The sequence below is a fragment of the Pseudomonas sp. WS 5021 genome, from assembly GCF_012985535.1.
In the GTDB taxonomy this organism is placed as follows: Bacteria; Pseudomonadota; Gammaproteobacteria; order Pseudomonadales; family Pseudomonadaceae; genus Aquipseudomonas.
Genome location: NZ_JAAQWP010000012.1, coordinates 54,765 through 73,234, shown reverse-complemented (window position 1 = coordinate 73,234; position 18,470 = coordinate 54,765). Strand labels below are relative to the sequence as shown.

The 18,470-nt window shown below is 64.8% G+C and carries 17 protein-coding genes; 12 read left to right on the top strand and 5 right to left on the bottom strand.

What is annotated here, in order from left to right:
- The first annotated feature begins 89 nt into the window (after positions 1-89).
- Positions 90-686 (top strand): MarC family protein, encoded by a 597-nt coding sequence (locus HBO19_RS26685; RefSeq protein ID WP_003171467.1) that lies wholly within the window; start codon positions 90-92, stop codon positions 684-686.
- An 8-nt stretch (positions 687-694) separates the two neighbouring features.
- On the opposite strand, the gene HBO19_RS26680 is transcribed toward HBO19_RS26685, so the two are convergent.
- From HBO19_RS26680 to cobG, 5 genes are all read right to left on the bottom strand, one after another.
- Positions 695-1,477, bottom strand: a complete 783-nt coding sequence (locus tag HBO19_RS26680) for a hypothetical protein (protein ID WP_169952065.1) — start codon at positions 1,475-1,477, stop codon at positions 695-697.
- A 298-nt stretch (positions 1,478-1,775) separates the two neighbouring features.
- A complete protein-coding gene (cobJ, locus tag HBO19_RS26675) occupies positions 1,776-3,413 on the bottom strand; it encodes a precorrin-3B C(17)-methyltransferase (protein ID WP_170058630.1) in 1,638 nt (545 codons plus the stop codon).
- Positions 3,413-4,144, bottom strand: coding sequence for a precorrin-2 C(20)-methyltransferase (locus tag HBO19_RS26670; protein ID WP_170058660.1), 732 nt, complete (start codon positions 4,142-4,144; stop codon positions 3,413-3,415). Before HBO19_RS26670 ends, cobJ begins: the two co-directional genes overlap by 1 nt.
- Positions 4,144-4,770 carry a precorrin-8X methylmutase gene (locus HBO19_RS26665; RefSeq protein ID WP_169952069.1) on the bottom strand — a complete coding sequence of 209 codons (627 nt, stop codon included), beginning with the start codon at positions 4,768-4,770 and terminating at the stop codon, positions 4,144-4,146. The genes HBO19_RS26670 and HBO19_RS26665 overlap by 1 nt, the downstream gene beginning before the upstream one ends.
- Entirely contained in the window at positions 4,763-6,067 is a 1,305-nt protein-coding gene (gene cobG, locus HBO19_RS26660; RefSeq protein WP_170058659.1) for a precorrin-3B synthase, read from the bottom strand. Before cobG ends, HBO19_RS26665 begins: the two co-directional genes overlap by 8 nt.
- A gap of 112 nt (positions 6,068-6,179) precedes the next feature.
- Here cobG and cbiE point away from each other — a divergent pair, with 112 nt between their 5' ends.
- The 11 genes from cbiE to HBO19_RS26605 all read left to right on the top strand — a co-directional run bounded on the left by cbiE (position 6,180) and on the right by HBO19_RS26605 (position 18,467).
- Complete coding sequence (gene cbiE, locus HBO19_RS26655) at positions 6,180-7,385, top strand: precorrin-6y C5,15-methyltransferase (decarboxylating) subunit CbiE (protein WP_170058629.1); 1,206 nt, start codon at positions 6,180-6,182, stop codon at positions 7,383-7,385.
- Positions 7,382-8,092 (top strand): cobalt-precorrin-6A reductase, encoded by a 711-nt coding sequence (locus HBO19_RS26650; RefSeq protein WP_170058628.1) that lies wholly within the window; start codon positions 7,382-7,384, stop codon positions 8,090-8,092. Before cbiE ends, HBO19_RS26650 begins: the two co-directional genes overlap by 4 nt.
- Before the next feature lie 272 nt (positions 8,093-8,364).
- Positions 8,365-8,760, top strand: a complete 396-nt coding sequence (locus HBO19_RS26645) for a DUF2946 domain-containing protein (protein WP_170058627.1) — start codon at positions 8,365-8,367, stop codon at positions 8,758-8,760.
- Positions 8,761-8,805: 45 nt separating this feature from the next.
- Positions 8,806-9,288 carry a copper chaperone PCu(A)C gene (locus tag HBO19_RS26640; RefSeq protein WP_169952081.1) on the top strand — a complete coding sequence of 161 codons (483 nt, stop codon included), beginning with the start codon at positions 8,806-8,808 and terminating at the stop codon, positions 9,286-9,288.
- A gap of 18 nt (positions 9,289-9,306) precedes the next feature.
- Positions 9,307-9,729, top strand: a complete 423-nt coding sequence (locus HBO19_RS26635; RefSeq protein WP_169952083.1) for a DUF2946 domain-containing protein — start codon at positions 9,307-9,309, stop codon at positions 9,727-9,729.
- Between the two features lie 94 nt (positions 9,730-9,823).
- A complete protein-coding gene (locus HBO19_RS26630; protein WP_169952084.1) occupies positions 9,824-11,899 on the top strand; it encodes a TonB-dependent copper receptor in 2,076 nt (691 codons plus the stop codon).
- Between the two features lie 148 nt (positions 11,900-12,047).
- A complete protein-coding gene (locus tag HBO19_RS26625) occupies positions 12,048-13,430 on the top strand; it encodes a PepSY domain-containing protein (RefSeq protein ID WP_170058626.1) in 1,383 nt (460 codons plus the stop codon).
- Positions 13,431-13,583: 153 nt separating this feature from the next.
- Positions 13,584-15,692: a TonB-dependent receptor gene (locus HBO19_RS26620; RefSeq protein ID WP_170058625.1), complete on the top strand. Its 2,109-nt coding sequence runs from the start codon at positions 13,584-13,586 to the stop codon at positions 15,690-15,692.
- A 35-nt stretch (positions 15,693-15,727) separates the two neighbouring features.
- Positions 15,728-16,516 (top strand): ABC transporter ATP-binding protein, encoded by a 789-nt coding sequence (locus HBO19_RS26615; RefSeq protein WP_170058624.1) that lies wholly within the window; start codon positions 15,728-15,730, stop codon positions 16,514-16,516.
- Positions 16,513-17,460: an ABC transporter substrate-binding protein gene (locus tag HBO19_RS26610; RefSeq protein WP_170058623.1), complete on the top strand. Its 948-nt coding sequence runs from the start codon at positions 16,513-16,515 to the stop codon at positions 17,458-17,460. Before HBO19_RS26615 ends, HBO19_RS26610 begins: the two co-directional genes overlap by 4 nt.
- A complete protein-coding gene (locus HBO19_RS26605) occupies positions 17,457-18,467 on the top strand; it encodes an iron ABC transporter permease (protein WP_169952094.1) in 1,011 nt (336 codons plus the stop codon). Before HBO19_RS26610 ends, HBO19_RS26605 begins: the two co-directional genes overlap by 4 nt.
- Positions 18,468-18,470 lie beyond the last annotated feature (3 nt).

Sequence of the window (18,470 nt, the reverse complement as noted above, 5' to 3'; positions counted from 1 at the left end):
CCCACTCCCACATTGGTTCGCAGTCGCGCCTTCCGGCCTGCAAGCCTGATAAACTCTCCCTCGCCCTTCCTTCGCTGTGAGCTCCCACCATGCTCCACGTGTTGTTCAGCGTTTATTTGAAGATGCTGGTGCTGTATAGCCCCTTCTTCGTCCTGTCCTGCTTTATCAGCCTGACCCGTGGCTATTCCAGCAAGGAACGGCGGCGCCTGGCCTGGAAGGTCGCCTTGGCGACACTGGTGTCGAGCGTGTTGCTCTACCTGTTTGGCCGGGTGATTTTCAGTGTGTTTGGCATCACCGTGGATGCCTTCCGCATCGGCGCCGGCAGTGTGTTGTTTATCTCCGCCCTGGGCATGGCCCAGGGCAAGTCGGCAGTGCAGACCGACAACGTGCAGCAGGACGTGACCATCGTCCCCCTGACCATCCCCTTGACGGTCGGCCCCGGCACCATCGGTGCGCTGCTGGTGATGGGCGTCAGCCAGCCCCATTGGGATGACAAGCTCACCGCGATCCTGAGCATTGCCCTGGCCAGCCTGACGGTGGGCGTGGTGCTGTACTTGTCCAACCGCATCGAACGCATCCTCGGCGACCAAGGGCTGCAGATTGTCAGCCGCCTGATGGGCTTGTTCGTGTGCGCACTGGCAGCGCAGATCATCTTTACCGGAGTGCGCGGTTACCTGGTGCCCTGAGGCAACGGTCAGATCCGGTATTGGGCAATCGCCAGCAAGACCTTGTCGCCTGCACTCTCGCGCAACTGCTTGAGGGTTGCGTCGTTGACCACGGCAGGATTGAGCATCAGGCAGGTCTGGCCACTGTAGGCTTCGACCGTGGAACTGTCCCATTCAAAAAACGGCACCCCCACTTTCTTGCTCACGCCATGGGCGCTGTAGGTCACCAGCACCATCAACACCTCTCCGTCGACCTCAGAACAGGACGCCAGGCCAAAGTCGCCGCCCTCATGGTTGACGATATTGCGCTTGAACAGATCAAACGGTGCCGACAGCTGCTTCAACGCCTCGAAGGCATCCGCCGCCAACTTGGGCAGTGCCATGGCCAGGGAGCCCGACAGGAACGTCGAGGCCACCGTGGACGTGATGATGTTCAGCGCCGCCATCTGCACGCTCAGCCCCTTCACCGAAGTGGTGACCCGTTCGAAACTGCTGCGTATCGGCAACCACCCAAGGTTGCCCATGACCTTGATGAACTCGTCGTACCAGGCCTGCGTACCACGCCCCACTTTCAGCACATCACTCACGTAGCTACTGGCCAACAGGTAACTCTTGCGGGTGTATTCCTTGTTGAGGCGGCTCATGCCCGCCACAAACGAAAACACACTGTTGTTGATCACCGCGCCATTCAAGTCGCCATCGGCCTGGGCGGGCCCTGGCGAACCCGACGGCTGACTGGTCAGTGGCAGCCGGTATGCCGCAATCAGCTTGTTCTTTTTCGCCACGTCGATTCGTTTATGTTTGCGCTCCATAACTGTTTCTCCACAAAAACCCACACGGGCTTACAAGAAACACTAGTCGTGTGATTGAACTTTTTTCAGGGGGTACAAATAGGGTTATTTGGCCGTAGGAAAAACCTGCGCCCCTTGGCCCCCTCGCAAACACGGGGGATGGGGTGAAGCCTGATAACAGCAGGCTTACTTTCTGCAACTAAAAGGGAGGAACCGTTGATGGCATTGCGAAACGGCGGGGGTGAATGCAGAAATCTCTGTCATCGATGATTAGCGTTTTCTGACAGATCAGCGGCCCCATCGCGGGGCCGCTATCGTTTCAGGAGGCCGGCTTCTCGCCATACCAGCGTGGCGTGTACACCCACTCGCCACCGCCCACCCGAGGGAACGCGCAGGTGGTGGACGAACCGACCAGCACCATGGTGCGCATATCCACCTGGTCCGGGGTCAACTGGCCCAGGGTAGTGGTGCGCAGCGTCTGCCCAGGGCGACCGATATCGCGTCCCAGCACTACCGGCGTGCTGGCAACGCGGTGCCGGGCGACGATTTCCAGAGCGCGCCCCAGTTGCCAGGGGCGCGAACGCGAGATCGGGTTGTAGAACGCCAGGGCCAGGTCGGCCTCGCATGCCAGGTCCAGGCGCTTCTCGATGATCGACCAGGGCTTGAGGTTGTCCGACAGCGACATCACGCAGAAGTCGTGCCCCAGTGGCGCACCCGCCTGGGCCGCCGTGGCGAGGGATGCCGAGACCCCCGGCAGGATCTCCAGCTCGACCCGCTGCCAGGCCGGGTCGCTGGATTCGTGCAACGCCTCCAGCACCGCCGCAGCCATGGCGAACACCCCAGGGTCGCCGGAAGACACCACCACCACCGAACGCCCCTCGGCCGCCAGCGCGAAGGCATGCCGCGCCCGCTGCATCTCTTCGCGGTTGTCGGTGCAGTGCTGCACCTGGTCGGCCCGAAACGGCCCGGCCATGCGCACATAGGTTTCGTAGCCCAGCACGTCGGTACAACGCGCCAGCTCAGCCTTGACCGCCGGCACCATCAGTTCGGCAGCGCCGGGGCCCAGGCCGATCACCGCAAGGCGGCCACGGGGGTGGCCCAGTTGCGCCAGGTCCACCGGCGCAGCGCTCGAATGGATGACCAGCTCCGGCCCGGCGGCCAGCGCCGTAAAGCGCAGCGGTACGCCCAGCTCCAGCGCGGCCTCATGCAGTTGGCCACTGGCCATATCGGCATTATCGGCCAGCAGGCACGCCAGGGACTGCACGGCGATGCCGTCCTGCTGCAACGCCTGGCGCACCCGCGCGGCCAAACCGGCGCCCGGGCGGCAGGTGATCCAAGTGTTTTTCGGATAGATCAGCAGCTCATTGGCCGCTGGCACCCGCTCGGCATTGCCGACATGAATGCTCAGGCGCGCCTGCTGGTCCTGCGCCAGGTTGGCCTGCTCCAGCCATGGCGCAGCGCCTTCGATACGCACATGCTCGCCGGCCAGCAGGTCCGCGACAAAGCGCTTGCCCAGTTCAAGGTCCGCCAGTTGATAACCCTGGGGCGGGTTGAGCAGGCAGGTGCCAAAACGCAGCTCACCACTGGTGGTAATCGCGGCAGCCACACCCAGGGCCGCCGCGATTTCCCGCGCCATGATATTCACCCCGCCCAGGCCACCGAGCAACGGCACCACCGCGCTACCGTCTTCAGCAACAGCCAGCACCGCCGGCTCCTCGCCTTTTTCCAGCAACAGCGCCGCCAACGTGCGGATCACAATCCCGGCCGCGCACAAGGCAATGATCGGCGTGCCCTGCTGATACAACTGACGCAGGGTCACGCCAAATTCGCTATAGGCCTGGTCGGCCCCCTCAACCCGGCCGGCCAGGCCGTGGATCAAGGCGCCGGGGTAGACCTGCTGGATGCTGCGCGCGGTGGCCAGGCTGCCCTGGCCGAGGACTACGATCGCCGGCGTCATCACCCTTGCCACCTTTCGCCCGGCACGATGATCAGCGAGAAATACGGCGAAGACATGGGCTCGACCTGATCCAGCGCGACGATTTTCTGGTTGGCCATGGTGGCGCGCTCCACATACAGCGCGCGCCCGGCCAGCCCCAGCTCTTCAAGCACCTGGCGCACCTTGGTGAAGTTGCGCCCCAGCTTCATGATCACCGCCGCATCGGCATCGGCCAGGCGGCGCTTGAGTTCGTCGTGGGGCAGCACGCCGGACAATACCGACAAGCTCTGGTTGCGATACACCAATGGCGCGCCCAGCACCGAGGCGCCACCGAGCATCGAGCACACCCCGGGAATGACCTGGGCGTCGTAGCGCTCGGCGAGGCGGTCATGCAGGTACATGTAGGAGCCGTAGAAGAACGGGTCGCCTTCGCAGATCACCGCCACATCGCGCCCGGCATCCAGGTGCGCGGCCACCTCGACACTGGCAGCGTCGTAGAAATCGCTGATCACCTGTTCATAGGACAACGGCGCCGGCAAGGCTTCGGTGGTCACCGGGTACACCAGCGGCATCAGCGTCTGCTGGGGTACCAGGTGCGCTTCGATAATGCCGAACGCATTGCCCTTCTTGCCCTTGGCGACGAAGTACGCCACCACCGGCGATTCGCGCAGCAGGCGCAGGGCCTTGAGGGTAATCAGTTCCGGGTCGCCAGGGCCGACGCCCAGGCCGATCAAACGTCCACGCGCCTGCATCATTCGACCTCCGTGGCCAGGGCGTTGACCGCTGCGGCGGCCATCGCACTGCCGCCCAGGCGGCCCTGCATGATCACAAACGGCACGCCACGGCTGTCTGCGGCGAGCATCGCCTTGGACTCGGCGGCGCCGACAAAGCCCACCGGGAAACCGAGGATCAGCGCCGGCTTGGGGGCGCCGGCGTCGAGCATTTCCAGCAGGTAGAACAAGGCAGTCGGCGCGTTGCCGATCACCACCACGCTGCCAGCCAGGTGCGGGCGCCACAGTTCCAGGGCGGCGGCTGACCGGGTGTTGCCCAGCTCCCGTGCCAGCTGCGGCACGCTATCGTCGCGCAAGGTGCAGATCACCTCGTTGTTGGCCGGCAGGCGCGCACGGGTCACGCCTTCGGAGACCATCCGCGCATCGCACAGGATCGGCGCACCGGCGGCCAGGGCCTCACGGCCGGCCTTGCCTGCGCCTTCAGAGAACTGCAAACCGTCGATAGCCTCGACCATGCCGCAGGCATGAATCACCCGCACGGCGAGTTTTTCCAGGTCGGCCGGGATGCGATCCAGCTTGGCCTCTGCGCGAATGATCGCAAAGGAGTTGCGATAGATCTCCTGACCGTCGCGGATGTAATCAATCATCGGTGCTGCTCCGTGGACGGGCACGCAACACGGCGCCCGCCGCTTCAATAGAAAGGTTGTGCGCGTGCAGGCGGCCGAAACCCGGCTGGCCTGCATCGCGAAAATAGAGGTCGTAGTGCCCGGTGCCCACCGCCAGCAAGGTGACCGGGGCAATGTGCGCCGCAGCGCAGGTGCGCGGGCAGCCGGACAAGTGCACGTCGAGGCCCTGGCCGTGGTCCTGTAGCAACGTGGCCAGGTGCAGGGCGTCGGCCTTGGTGTCGGCCTGGGCCTTGGCGCAGCCGCTGGAACCGGTGCAGGCAATCATCCGCGCCAGGGCCTGGTCGGCCGAACAGAGGAAGCCCAACTGCGCCAGGCCTTCGGTAACGCCCACGGCAACGTCCGGCGCCAGGTTGGGCAGCAGCAAGCCTTGCCATGGGGTGAAGCGCAATGTGCCGTCGCCATGCTCCAGGGCCAGTTGCGCAGCGCCTCGCAGCATGGCCGAGTCCAGGCGCCCCAATGGCGTGACGGCGGCCACGTAGACCCGCTGCGGTTGGCGCTGTGGATAAGTGCCCAGGCGCAAGCTGCTCGGGCTGGCGCGGCGGCGATAGCCATCGGCGCGGAGCAACGGCAGGTGCAAACGCCCGACGAAGTTATCCACAGACGTTTGCGCCAGCACCTCACGCATGCGGTTCTGCTCCGGGCGCGCCAGGTCGAGGAACAGCTCCAGCACGGCGACGACCAGCCCATGGCCTTGCTCCACGGGGACAGCGGCCAGCGGTTGATCTTGCCCGGGGCAACCGGCCAGGCCGAACGCCAGCCAGGTCTGGCCCTGCGCGGCGTAGGCTGATAACCACAGGTCGTGATGATGTTCGAGCATCGCCAGGGCTTCGCCGCCATCCAGTTGCACGGCGAACTTGGCCGACAACTCATGGAACCGTGGATGGGTTTGCAAGGTGGCGAGGATCTGGTCCGCCAGGGGCCGGGTGTCCAGCAGCATGTCGCGGTCGATGCCTGCGCCGGGGCTGAGCATCACATTGCGCACATCATCACCGCCGGCGGTGGTCGGGCCCAGGCCTGCGGCCAGCAGATGCGCGATCAAGCCGTCATGCTCCGGGCCAATACCGCGAATCTGCAGGTTGGCGCGGTTGGTCGCCTCGATCACCCCACCGGCGTAAACCTGCGCGGCGTGCGCCACGGCCAATGCCTGCGCGGCGGTGATGGCCCCACCGGCCAATTTGATCCGGCAAATCCCGCCATCCAACGCCTGGACAATACGCAGCAACCCCGGGCAACCCGAGGGGCGTTTGCTGGTGGACAGAGGAAGTGGCTTCACGGGGGGCTACCGGTTCACGGGTAAAGGCGCGGTATTATGCCTGCTTTGTCCGGCGGCATGAAAAGCCTGCCCGTCGGATGTCGTTCAAGGAATCAATATGTCGCCCTGGCTGACGGTAGTAGGCATCGGTGAAGACGGCTTCAAGGGCCTGGGCAGGAATGCCCGGCATGCTCTGTTGCGCGCCTCTCGTATCATTGGCGGCCAGCGCCAGCTGGATTTGCTGCCGGTGTGCATCCGTGGCACACGCGAGCTATGGCCCAGCCCGTTTTCCCTGGAGCCGCTCTTGGCGCGGCGCTTTGAGCCGGTCTGCGTGCTGGCCAGCGGCGACCCGATGTTCTACGGCGTCGGCGCCAGCCTGGCACGGCAGGTGGCGGCGGATGAGCTGTTGATCCTGCCAGCGCCCTCGTCCGTATCGCTGGCGGCGGCGCGCCTGGGCTGGCCGTTGCAGGACGTGGTGACGCTATCGGTGGTCGCCCGCCCGGTGGCCGCGCTCAATGCCCATCTGGCCAGTGGCGTGCGCTTGCTGGTATTGAGCAACGACGGCCAGAGCCCGACCGCCATCGCCGCGTTGCTGCGCGCCAGCGGGTTTGGCCCGAGCCGCCTGAGTGTGTTTGAACACCTCGGGGGCACCGCCGAGCGGCGCATCGATGGCCACGCCGAAGGCTGGCAAGACCCACCGATTGCCACGCTGAACCTGATCGCCATCGACTGCCTCGCCGACGCCAATACCCCACGCCTGTCACGCCTGGCCGGCCTGCCGGATGCGGCGTTCAAGCATGACGGCCAACTGACCAAGCGCGATGTGCGGGCCATGACCTTAGCGCGCCTCGCCCCGACTCCCGGCGAATTGCTGTGGGATGTGGGCGCCGGCAGCGGCTCCATCGGCATCGAATGGATGCGCGCCCACCCCAGCTGCCGCGCCCTGGCAATTGAAGCCGACGCCGGCCGCCAACAGTTGATCGAACACAACCGCGAGGCCCTCGGCGTGCCTGGCCTGCAATTGATTCGCGGCAGCGCGCCCCAGGCCCTGGCAGAGTTGGAGGCGCCCGATGCAATCTTCATCGGCGGCGGCGTAACCCGCGACGGCGTGCTCGACACCTGCTGGCAACACCTGCGTCCCGGCGGGCGGCTGGTGGCCAATGCCGTGACCCTGCAAAGCGAGATGACCCTGATGAACTGGCGCACACAACACGGCGGCGAACTGACCCGCATCCATGTGGCCCAGGCCCAGCCCCTGGGCGAATTCGACACCTGGCGCCAGGCGCTGCCCATCACCTTGCTGGAAGTGATCAAGCCGCTATGAAGCGCATCCTGCTGCTGGGCGGCGTGACTGAAGCCCTGGCCATCGCCCGCACCCTGGGGCCCCAGCATATCTACAGCCTGGCCGGGATTGGCCGGGTGCCCACTGACCTGAGGTGCCAGGTCCGCGTCGGTGGTTACGGCGGTGCCGAGGGGTTGGCGCAGTTTGTCCGCGCCCAGAACATCAGCCTGATACTCGACGCCACCCACCCCTACGCCGCACGAATCAGCGCCAACGCCGCCCAGGCAGCGCGCTTGTGCACGATCCCCTGCTGGGCCCTGCGCCGTCCCGCCTGGCAGCCACAACCGGGTGATGACTGGCGTGAAGTCAGTGACTGGAGCGAACTGATCGAGGCCTTGAAACCCTTCCAGCGCCCACTGTTCACCCTCGGCCGCGAACCGCTGCAACACCTCGACGAAATCCCCGCCGGGCAGTTCTGGACCTTGCGTGCGCTGGACGCCTACCCCGGCAACGAACGCTGCGAAGTGATCGGCGCCCGTGGGCCGTTTTTGATCGAGGACGAACGGGCGTTGTTCGAACGGCGGCGCATCGATGTATTGATCAGCAAAAACAGCGGCAGCAGCGCCACCGAACCCAAGCTGCAAGTGGCCCGCGAGCGCGGCATACCGGTGGTCGTTTTGCAGCGGCCGGTGTTGGCGGGGGTGGATCGGGAGTTTTTGACGGTCGATTCGATATTGCAGGCCTTATAGAACAACACTGCTCAAATGTGGGAGCGGGCTTGCCCGCGATAGCGGTGTATCAGTCAACATATTTGATCCTGACATACCGCAATCGCGGGCAAGCCCGCTCCCACATTTAGGACTGCGGCGTTTTCACGATTGGTATTCCTGCGTTCGCGTCTATCATGATAAGCACAGCGCCTGACATCACTGCGACACCAAACCACACCAGCAACTTTTACTTATGCCCCCCGATCAGGCTAAATACCCACTTGATCGCTTAACCCTACGGATTGTCCGCCATGGCCCGTCAACGCTTTGCATTTGCCTGGATCGCCTGCCTTGCAGTGCTGTTCAATGCGTTTGCCATGCCGATGGCTGGGGCGATGCAGCAGGGCAAAAGCCCTACCGAGCAATTGCTGTGGGGCAGTTTCTGCTCGTCCACCGGCAGCAAGCTGGTGGCGATGTCCCTGGGCACGCTGGATGTACCGGCGCCGCAGCAGGACGAGCATTCCAGCATGCAGCATTGCTGGTGCTGTTCGGGCTCGGCGCCATTGGTGGCGCTGCCGGGGCATGTGCCGCAGTTGTATCTCACCCGCTTCGACCCGGCGCCTGGCCTGCCATCGCCTGCCCTGCAAGCCCCGACCCCGCGCCAGCAATGGCCGAGCCTCAACCCCCGCGCCTCTCCAACCGTTTGATCACTTCGCAATTGAACTGCGTTTGAATCGTTCTGGAGAACTGCCATGCTCAAATCTTCCCTGCTTCTGGCGGCCTTGCTGCTGCCTGTGTTCAGTGCTGCCAATGCCGATGACTACAAGGCCGGCGACCTGCTGGTAAGCGATCCCTGGTCCCAGGAATTGCCGCCCAATGCACCCACGGTTGCCGCCTACTTTGTGATCCATAACCAGGGCGAAGCCCCGGACCGCCTGCTCAGTGTCGATACGCCGGTGGCGGCCAAGGCCGAGTTGCATGAGCATGTGATGCAGGGCGACCTGATGAAGATGCAACAGGTGCCCAGCGTGGCCGTGCCGTCCAAGGGCGAGCTGACCTTTGCACCGATGGCCTATCACGTGATGCTCCTGGATCTTAAAGATCGCAGCCAGTTGCGCGACGGCCAGCACTTCCCCCTGACCTTGAACTTCGAAAAGGCCGGGCCGGTAAAAGTGCAAGTCTGGGTACAAAAAGTGCCGCCGATGGCCAACCACGAGCACCAGCACGCCCAGTAACTACCCCAGGTCGCTCCCATGGGTGCTCCCGCCAACAGCTCGACCCTGCGCCGCCGCCAGCCCTTGAGGCTGGCCCGCGGCAGTTGGATCAGCCTGTTCGCCATGCTGATGATCTTTATCGGACCGCTGATTTCCCAAGCGATGCCGATGGACCATCACGCCGGCATGTCCATGCAGATGTCCATGGACGACATCTGCCATGCCGCCCCGCAGCACCCGGCCGGGCATGCCAAGGCCCCCGCCGCCGACCACGTGATGTGGGAGAAATGCGGCTATTGCAGCCTGTTGTTCAGTTGCCCGGCCCTGCCTGGCAGCGTGTCGTTCGTGGCCCTCGGCAGCCCGCCGCCGGCCACCGGCCTGATCCCCGCACCGCGCCTGGGCCATGCCCGGCAGAGCATCTTCCCCGGCGCCCGCAGCCGCGCACCGCCCAGCCAGTCGTAGACCGCCAATAACACACAACTTCGCACGGCCGCCTTCACACAGACAGCCGCAGGCTGCTGGCCGTGTTGTTTACGACTGATTGATGGAATTTTTCATGTCCAGGTTTCCTGCTGACACCCGTATGGGATGTACCCCTGTGCTCGCCGTTTTGTGCGGCGCACTCTTGGCGCCACAGGCGTATGCCGACGACCACGCCGAGCACCGCAACGAGCTGAGCCCGACGGTGATTACTGGCGTCGCTCCCAGCTCCCCGCTGACTATCGTCACCAACCCCAAGGACCCGCGCCAGCCGGTGCCGGCCAGTGACGGCGGCGACTACCTCAAGACCATCCCAGGCTTTGCCCTGGTGCGCAACGGCGGCACCAATGGCGACCCGGTACTGCGCGGCATGTTCGGCTCGCGCCTGAACATCCTCACCAACGGCAGCATGATGCTCGGTGCCTGCCCTGGCCGCATGGACGCGCCCACCTCCTATATCTCCCCGGAAACCTACGACAAGCTGACCGTGATCAAAGGCCCGCAAACCGTACTCTGGGGCCCCGGCGCCTCGGCCGGCACAGTGCTGTTCGACCGTGAGCCGGAACAGTTCGGCGAACTGGGTACCCGGGTCAACGCCAGCATCCTCGCCGGCTCCAACGGGCGCTTCGACAAAGTAGTAGATGCCGCTGCCGGTGGCTCGCTCGGCTATATCCGCGTGATCGGCAACCAGGCCCACGCCGATGACTACAAGGACGGCAACAACGACACCGTCGCCTCGCGCTACGACAAATGGAACGGCGACGTCGCCCTCGGCTGGACCCCGGACGCCGACACCCTGCTGGAGCTCACCGCCGGCCGTGGCGATGGCGAAGCGCGCTACGCCGGGCGTGGCATGGACGGCTCGCAGTTCCTGCGCGAAAGCCTCGGCCTGCGGTTCGAGAAGTCCAACATCGGCGAGGTGCTGGACAAGGTCGAAGCCCAGGTCTACTACAACTACGCCGACCATGTGATGGACAACTACAGCCTGCGCACGCCATCGGGCACCGGGATGATGGCCGGGCCCATGGCGTCCAACGTCGACCGCCGCACCCTCGGCGCGCGGATCAAAGCCACCTGGCGCTGGGCCGATGTGCAACTGATCAGCGGCATCGACGCGCAGACCAACGAACACCGCCAGCGCAGCAGCGCCGGTGTCGACACCTACAAGAACCTGCCGCGCACCAAGGACGCCGACTTCCATAACTACGGGGTGTTTGGCGAACTGACCTGGTACGCCGCCGACAATGACCGGTTGATCACGGGTGCCCGCCTGGATCGCGCCTCGGCCAAGGATTACCGCCAGCGCACCGGCAGCGGCATGATGAGCCGCGCCAACCCGACCGCCGGCGATACCCGCGCCGACACCCTGCCATCGGGTTTCGTGCGTTATGAACATGACTTGGCCGACAGCCCGACCACGCTCTACGCCGGCCTCGGCCACGCCGAACGCTTCCCGGACTACTGGGAACTGTTCTCCCCCGGCAAAGGCCCGGCGGGTTCGCTCAATGCCTTTGATGCAGTCAAGCCGGAGAAAACCACCCAGCTGGACTTCGGCCTGCAATACAAGACCGCTGAGCTTGAAGCCTGGGCCTCCGGGTATGTTGGCCAGGTGCGCGACTACATCCTGTTCAACTACACCCCCGGGATGATGGGCATGACTTCCCAGGCGCAGAACATCGACGCGCGGATCATGGGCGGTGAGTTGGGCGCCGCCTACAAGCTGACCTCCAATTGGAAAGCCGATGCCACCCTGGCGTATGCCTGGGGCAAAAACAGCAGCGACGGCAAGGCCCTGCCGCAAATGCCGCCGCTGGACGCGCGCTTCGGCCTGACCTACAGCGAAGACGACTGGAGCGCCGGCGCCTTGTGGCGCGTGGTGGCGGCGCAAAACCGCATCGACCAGAACAAAGGCAACGTGGTCGGCAAGGACTTCGCCAAGAGCGGTGGCTTTGGCGTGTTCTCCCTCAACGCGGCGTACCGCATCAACAAGAACTTCAAGGTCAGCACCGGCGTCGACAACCTGTTCGGCAAGGCCTACGCCGAACACTTGAACCTGGCCGGCAACGCCGGGTTCGGCTACCCGGCCAACGACCCGCAAGCTATCAAGGAGCCAGGGCGCACGCTCTGGACCAAGGTGGATATGAGCTTCTAACCACATCGCGGGCAATCCCCCCTGTGGGAGCCGGCTTGCCGGTGATGGCGTCCTCAAGGGCCTCATCGCCGGCAAGCCGGCTCCTACAGGGGGATTGCCCGCAATAGCGTCATCAATACCCATATAAGAGTCCTTGCGGAGCGCCCTGATGAACCCTCCAAAGATTTCCTTCTACAACCTGGCCTGGCGCTGGCATTTCTACGCCGGGCTGTTTGTCGCGCCCTTCATGGTGTTGCTGGCAGTGACCGGCATCATCTACCTGTTCAAACCCCAGTTGGACCCGCTGATGTATGCCGACCTGCTCAAGGTCGAGCCCGCCGCGCACGTCCTCAGCGCCGACGAGCAATTGCAGCGCGCCAAGGCCGCCTACCCACAAGCCACCCTCAGCAAATACCTGCCGCCTGTGGACGCAAGCAGCAGCGCGCAGTTTGTCCTGCACAACGCCGGCCACGAACTGACCGTGTTCGTCGACCCCTATCGCGGCAACGTACTCGGCGAGCAGGACGCGACCTACAACCTGCAAGCCATCGTCCGTGCGCTGCACGGTGAGTTGATGATCGGCACCACCGGCGACCGCCTGATCGAGCTGGCGGCGGGCTGGGGGGTGATGCTGGTGGTGTCCGGCCCGTACCTGTGGTGGCCGCGCGGCAGATCCGCCGCCGGGATCCTGTGGCCGCGCCTGGACAGTCGCGGGCGCCTGTTCTGGCGCGACCTGCATGGGGTCACCGGGTTCTGGGGCGCCGCATTCCTGCTGCTGATGATCCTCAGCGGCCTGACCTGGACCGGCTTCTGGGGCAAGCAATACGCCGACCTGTGGAACCACTTCCCAGCGGCGATGTGGAATGACGTGCCGCAGTCCGACCAACAGGCCCGCAGCCTCAACACCGCCACGCAACAGACCGTGCCCTGGGCCCTGGAAAACACCCCCATGCCGATGTCCGGCGAGCATGCCGAACACATGCAGCACGGCGGCATGCATCACGGCCCGGCCGCCCCGGCGATCAGCCTGCAACAGGTGGTGGACCTGGCCACCGCACGCCAGGTCGAGCCGGGCTACAGCGTCACCTTCCCCACCACGGCCACGGGCGTGTTCACCATCGCCGTGTTCGCCAACGACCCGCGCAATGACGCAACCCTGCATGTCGACCAATACACCGGCAAGGTCCTGGCCGATGTGCGCTGGGAACACTACAACACGGTGGCGCGGGTCACCGAGTCCGGGGTGATGCTGCACGAGGGCAAGATGTTCGGGGTGGTCAACCAGATCATCGTGCTGCTGGTGTGCCTGATGATTCTGCTAAGTGCCGTCAGCGGCCTGGTGATCTGGTGGAAGCGCCGGCCACAGGGCGGCCTAGGGGTGCCGCCGTTGCGCCACGACCTGCCGAAATGGAAAACCGCGATGCTGATCATGCTGGCCCTGGCGATCATTTTCCCGCTGGTCGGCGCCTCGCTGATCGTGGTGTGGGTGTTGGATCGGCTGGTACTGGCGCGTTTTTTCAAGCAACGTGAATCGGCCTCATCTTCTGCATGAGGTAGGCGAGATGCCCTACATAGAGGCGTTATGTAGTCTTACGCGGGCTTTCATCCCCAGCGCAAGAAGTGTTAACTTATAACACTTACTGCACCGTCCCCACTCGCCGCGCTCAGCGGCGAGTACCGTCTCGAAGAAGCGATCTGTCGTCCGATGAACAAGTACCTTGCCAGCGGCCTGTGCCTGCTTGCCTTGCACAACAGTGCCCAGGCCCTGACCCTGCCCGTCAGCCCCGTGACCGCCCCGGCAGTGGACAGCGCACCTGTCGACCTCGACACCCCGACCACCGCCGGCTCGCGCCTGGGCCTCAGCGCCCGGCAAACCCCCGGCAGTGTCGGAAGCCAGACCGGCGAGCAGATCCGCGAACGCGGCGACGCCAGTGTGCAGGACGCCATCTCCCGCGCCACCGGCATCAGCCGCACCGGCACCCCGGGCGACGGCGGTACCTCGCTGCAAGCCCGTGGGTTTGCCGGCCAGGGTTCGGTGATGCAGTTGTATGACGGCAACCGCCTGTACAACGGCATGGGCACCTCGACCTTCCCGGTCGACACCTGGGCCGTCGAACGCGTGGACGTGCTGCGCGGCCCGGCATCGGTGCTGTATGGCGAAGGCGCCACCGGCGCGGTGGTCAATACCGTCGCGAAAAAGCCCTTTGAGGGCGAGATCGAAAACCACATCCGCCTGGGCTACGGCTCCTATGATCGCCAGCAACAGGCCCTGGACAGCGGCGGCTCGCTGACCGATACCTTGAGCTATCGCCTGAACCTCAACCGCCTGCGCAGCCATGGCTTTATCGACCGTGGCGACTCGGCCAGCGATTTTGCCAGCGGCGCCCTGCGCTGGCAGGCCGCCGACAACCTGAGCTTCACCCTGGCCCACGACTACGGCGACCAACGCCCGCAGAACTATTTCGGCACACCGCTGCTCAACGGCCACCTGCACAAGGGCCTGCGGGACAAGAACTACAACGTCAGCAACGACACCCAGCACTACAACGACCAGTGGACCCGCCTGAGCAGCGAGTGGCAGATCAACGACAGCCTGAGTGCGCGCAACGAGCTGTACTACCTCAAGGCCCAGCGCCGCTGGCAGAACGCCGAGAACTACAACTTCAGCGCCGGGCAACTGACCCGCAGCGGTTTTTTTGGCATCAAGCACAACCAGGAACAGGTCGGCGACCGCCAGACCTTTACCTTCAAACACACCCTGTTTGGCCTCGACAGCCAGACCGTGACCGGCGTGGAATACAACCGCATCCGCTTTCGCCTGGCCAGCAACTCACCGTTTAACGACGTCGTGGACGGTGGCCAGCCCATCGATGTGAAACACCCGGCCCAAGCCCCGTTTGAAAGCGCCGATCCGTTCCTGCCGGTGTTCGCCACCACCACCAAGCAGTTCGCAGGCTTTGCCGAAAACCGCCTGCAACTGAGCGAGCGCCTGTCCCTGGTCACCGGCATTCGTCGCGACTACGTGCACCTGGACCGCGATGAACTGCGCAGCGCCGAGCGCAGCGACAAGACCCTAACCGGCAACAACTGGAAGGCCGGCCTGGTGTTTGCCCTCACCCCGGACACCTCGGTCTACGGCCAGTACGCCACCAGCACCGATGGCGTCGGCGGGCTGATCTCCCTGAGCTCAAGCCAACAGGCGTTCGACCTGTCCACCGCCAAGCAGACCGAAATCGGTATCAAGCAAGCTTTCTGGGACCAGCGCGGCGAGTGGACCCTGGCGGCCTACCATATCGTCAAAAAGAAACTGCTGACCGATGTGCCGGGCAACACGCAGTTCAAACAGCAAGTGGGCCAGCAATCCTCCGACGGCCTGGAGGCCAGCCTCGACCTGCAACTGCCCCACGCCTGGCAACTGCAGGCCAACGCGGCCATCGTGCGGGCGCAGTACGACGACTTCCAGCAGAGCGTCGGCGGCGTGCAGGTCTCGCGCGACGGCAATCGCCCGGTGGACGTGCCGCGCCGTACGGCCAACCTGTGGGTCAGCAAGGCGGTGAGCGACGACATCCGCGCCGGTGCCGGCGTGCGGTATGTGGATGCGCGCTACGCTGACATGGCCAACCGCAATGAGCTGCCCAGCTACACCGTGGTCGACGCCACTGTTTCGTGGAAAGCCCTGCGCAACACGACATTGGGCCTGCAATTGAATAACCTGTTCGACCGCACCTATGCCGTGAGCCAATACAATGACGGCCAGCAATGGATACTGGGTGAACCGCGCTCGTTCTTTGTGACCGCGGACTACACCTTCTAACCACCCCTGGATCGCTGTTTGACTTGAGATTTTTGATGCCCACACTCAACCTCCACCACCTCGCCTGGTCCCCCCTGGGCCATGGCCACTGTCATCACCAGTTCCACCTGCGTGATGCCAGCCTGCAGGTGGGTGCCGGGGAGTTTGTCGGGTTGATCGGGCCCAATGGCAGCGGCAAGACCAGCCTGTTGCGCTGCGCCTATCGCTTCAGCAAGCCCGAGCAGGGTGAAGTGCATCTGGATCACCAGAACGTCTGGAAGCAATCCTCGCGCTGGTGCGCCCAGCGCATCGCCGTGGTGCTGCAGGAGTTCCCCGACGCCTTCGGCCTGCGGGTCGATGAAGTGGTCGCCATGGGCCGCACCCCGCACAAAGGGCTGTTCGACAGCGATACCCTGCACGACCGCCAACTGATTCAGCACGCCCTCGAATCCGTCGGCCTGCTGGGTTTTGAGGACCATACCTTCGCCACCCTGTCCGGCGGTGAAAAGCAGCGCGTGATCCTCGCCCGCGCCCTGGCCCAGCAGCCGCAACTGCTGATCCTCGACGAGCCGACCAACCACCTCGACCCACGCTACCAACTGGAGCTGCTGGGGCTGGTCAAGCGCCTGCAGATCGGCACCCTGGCCAGCATCCATGACCTGAACCTGGCCGCCGCCTTCTGTGATCGCCTGTACGTGATCAACCATGGCCGCATCGTCGCCAGCGGCACGCCCCACCAAGTGCTGACCGCCGAGCTGCTGCGCGAGGTGTTCGGTGTCGAGGCACTGATCGATACCCATCCACTTTCCGGCTACCCGCGAATCACCTGGATAACCCAACCATGATCCTGCGTTCCCTGCTGTGCCTTACCCTGCTGTGCGGTGCGACCCAGGCCTTTGCCGAGGCCACCCGCTACCCGTTGAAGATCCAGAGCTGCAACCGCGAGGTGATCTTCAACCAGGCCCCTGAACACGCGGTCAGCCACGACATCAACATGACCCAGATGATGCTCGCCCTGGGCCTCAAGTCGCGCATGGTCGGCTACAGCGGCGTGACCGGCTGGAAGGCGGTGACCCCGCAAATGGCCACGCTGCTCGACGGCCTGCCGGAGCTGGCGGCCAAGTACCCGTCGGTGGAAACCCTGCTCAACGCCAACGTGGATTTCTTCTTCGCCGGCTGGGACTACGGCATGCGCGTGGGGGGCGACCTCACCCCACAAACCCTGCAACCGTTGGGCATCAACGTGCTGGAGCTGACCGAATCCTGCGCGTTCGTGATGAAGCGCCCGGCAGCAACCCTGGACGACACCTATAACGACCTGCGCAACCTGGGCCGGATCTTCGACGTGCAGGACCGCGCCGACGCCCTGATCGCCCGGATGCAGGCCCAGGTCGCCGCTGTGCACAAAACCCTGCCCGCCACACAGCCACGGGTGTTCCTCTATGACAGCGGCGAAGACCGCGCCATGACCTCCGGCCGCCTGGGCATGCCCCAGGCGCTGATCGCTGCCGCTGGCGGGCGCAATATCCTCGACGATGTGGACGCCAGCTGGACCCGGGTCAACTGGGAGACCGTGGTGGAGCGCAACCCCCAGGTGATCGTGATCGTCGACTACAGCGAAATCACTGCCGAGCAGAAAATCCAGTTCCTGCTGGATAACCCGGCCCTGCAATCGGTGGACGCGATCAAGCAGCGGCGTTTTATCGTGATCCCCTACGTGCAGGCCACACCTGGGATCGACAATGTGCTGGCGGTGGAAACCCTGGCCAAGGGGTTCCACGGCCAATGATCGAGCGCCGCTATGCCCTGCTGCTCGCCGCCCTTGGCGCGGTGCTGCTGGTGTCCTGTGTGGTCTCGCTGGGCTTCGGTTCGGCACGGGTGCCGGTGGACGTGGTGTGGCGGATCCTGCTGCACAAGGCCCTGGGTATCGGGGCGGTGGACTGGTCGGTGGGCCAGGAACATATCGTCTGGCTGATCCGCGTACCGCGCATGTTGCTCGGGGCGCTGGTGGGTGCCGGGCTGGCGTTGATTGGCGCAGTCTTGCAGGCGGTCACGCGCAACCCACTGGCCGATCCGCACCTGTTGGGGGTGACCTCGGGCGCTACCCTGGGCGCGGTAATCGTAGTGCTGCATGTGGGCGAAATCATCGGCCTGCTGACCCTGCCCATCGCCGCCTTCATCGGCGCGCTACTGAGCATGCTGGTGGTGCTGGCGGTGGCCAGCCGCAATGGCCGGCTGGAGAGTGATCGCCTGTTGCTGTGCGGGGTGGCGGTGTCATTCGTGATGATGGCGGCGGCCAATCTGCTGCTGTTCATGGGCGACCATCGCGCGGCGTCGGCGGTGATGTTCTGGATGCTCGGCGGCCTGGGCCTGGCGCGCTGGGAACTGCTGGCGATCCCCAGCGCCACGGTGCTGCTGGGCCTACTGTTGCTGCTGGGCATGGCCCGCCCGCTCAACGCGCTGATGGCCGGCGAGCAGACCGCCGTGACCCTGGGCCTGAACGCGCGCAATGTGCGCCTCAAGGTGTTCTTGATTGCCTCGCTGATGACCGGCGTGCTGGTGTCGATCAGCGGCTCCATCGGGTTTGTCGGGCTGATGGTGCCGCATATCGCCCGGCGCCTGGTGGGCGCCGAGCACCGGCGCTTGTTGCCGGTGTGCGTGCTGGTGGGCAGCCTGTTCCTGGTGTGGGTCGATGTCGCCGCCCGCACCCTGATCGCCCCCGAGGACCTGCCGATTGGCGTGGCCACGGCGGCGATTGGCGGCCTGTTTTTTATTGGCCTGATGCGCAGGCGCTAAGCT

What these genes read in the sequence shown, in the direction of transcription:
- HBO19_RS26605 (WP_169952094.1), top strand. Translation starts at nt 17,457, where the DNA reads ATGATCGAGCGCCGCTATGCCCTGCTGCTCGCCGCCCTTGGCGCGGTG.
- HBO19_RS26665 (WP_169952069.1), bottom strand. Translation starts at nt 4,770, where the DNA reads ATGATTGATTACATCCGCGACGGTCAGGAGATCTATCGCAACTCCTTT.
- HBO19_RS26620 (WP_170058625.1), top strand. Translation starts at nt 13,584, where the DNA reads ATGAACAAGTACCTTGCCAGCGGCCTGTGCCTGCTTGCCTTGCACAAC.
- HBO19_RS26685 (WP_003171467.1), top strand. Translation starts at nt 90, where the DNA reads ATGCTCCACGTGTTGTTCAGCGTTTATTTGAAGATGCTGGTGCTGTAT.
- cobJ (WP_170058630.1), bottom strand. Translation starts at nt 3,413, where the DNA reads ATGACGCCGGCGATCGTAGTCCTCGGCCAGGGCAGCCTGGCCACCGCG.
- HBO19_RS26650 (WP_170058628.1), top strand. Translation starts at nt 7,382, where the DNA reads ATGAAGCGCATCCTGCTGCTGGGCGGCGTGACTGAAGCCCTGGCCATC.
- HBO19_RS26615 (WP_170058624.1), top strand. Translation starts at nt 15,728, where the DNA reads ATGCCCACACTCAACCTCCACCACCTCGCCTGGTCCCCCCTGGGCCAT.
- HBO19_RS26635 (WP_169952083.1), top strand. Translation starts at nt 9,307, where the DNA reads ATGGGTGCTCCCGCCAACAGCTCGACCCTGCGCCGCCGCCAGCCCTTG.
- cbiE (WP_170058629.1), top strand. Translation starts at nt 6,180, where the DNA reads ATGTCGCCCTGGCTGACGGTAGTAGGCATCGGTGAAGACGGCTTCAAG.
- HBO19_RS26625 (WP_170058626.1), top strand. Translation starts at nt 12,048, where the DNA reads ATGAACCCTCCAAAGATTTCCTTCTACAACCTGGCCTGGCGCTGGCAT.
- HBO19_RS26640 (WP_169952081.1), top strand. Translation starts at nt 8,806, where the DNA reads ATGCTCAAATCTTCCCTGCTTCTGGCGGCCTTGCTGCTGCCTGTGTTC.
- HBO19_RS26680 (WP_169952065.1), bottom strand. Translation starts at nt 1,477, where the DNA reads ATGGAGCGCAAACATAAACGAATCGACGTGGCGAAAAAGAACAAGCTG.
- HBO19_RS26610 (WP_170058623.1), top strand. Translation starts at nt 16,513, where the DNA reads ATGATCCTGCGTTCCCTGCTGTGCCTTACCCTGCTGTGCGGTGCGACC.
- HBO19_RS26630 (WP_169952084.1), top strand. Translation starts at nt 9,824, where the DNA reads ATGTCCAGGTTTCCTGCTGACACCCGTATGGGATGTACCCCTGTGCTC.
- HBO19_RS26645 (WP_170058627.1), top strand. Translation starts at nt 8,365, where the DNA reads ATGGCCCGTCAACGCTTTGCATTTGCCTGGATCGCCTGCCTTGCAGTG.
- HBO19_RS26670 (WP_170058660.1), bottom strand. Translation starts at nt 4,144, where the DNA reads ATGCAGGCGCGTGGACGTTTGATCGGCCTGGGCGTCGGCCCTGGCGAC.